This is a genomic window from Saccharothrix sp. ST-888 (assembly GCF_000955975.1).
GTDB lineage: Bacteria > Actinomycetota > Actinomycetes > Streptomycetales > Streptomycetaceae > Kitasatospora.
Map to the genome: position 1 here is coordinate 1 of NZ_JYJF01000834.1, position 319 is coordinate 319.

The window sequence follows — 319 nt, forward strand, 5'->3', positions numbered from 1 at the left end:
GTCGTCGACCTCGAACCGGCGACTCCCAACACCGGGAACAAAGGTTCGGGCATCGTACTCGTCCTGATGCTGGAACGCGTCACCGCCTTCGGCGGCACGCTCGTGCCCGGCCCGTGCGTAGTCGGCGTCTTCCGGATCCCGGCCGGGGTGCCGACCGCCGGCGGGAGGACGGCGGGTGCAGCGGGCGGCACGGACCACACCGGGAAGGGAGACGGAGGAGGATCCGGGTACTGCTGGCCGACGACCAGGTCCTGGTGCGGGCCGGGTTCCGGGCGCTGCTGGACGCCCAGCCCGACATCGAGGTGGTCGGCGAGGCGGA

General features: G+C 72.4%; 1 pseudogene. It reads left to right on the forward strand.

The window, feature by feature from the left end:
- Window positions 1–113 precede the first annotated feature (113 nt).
- Window positions 114–319: pseudogene (locus UK12_RS44140) on the forward strand (hypothetical protein); the annotation flags it as partial.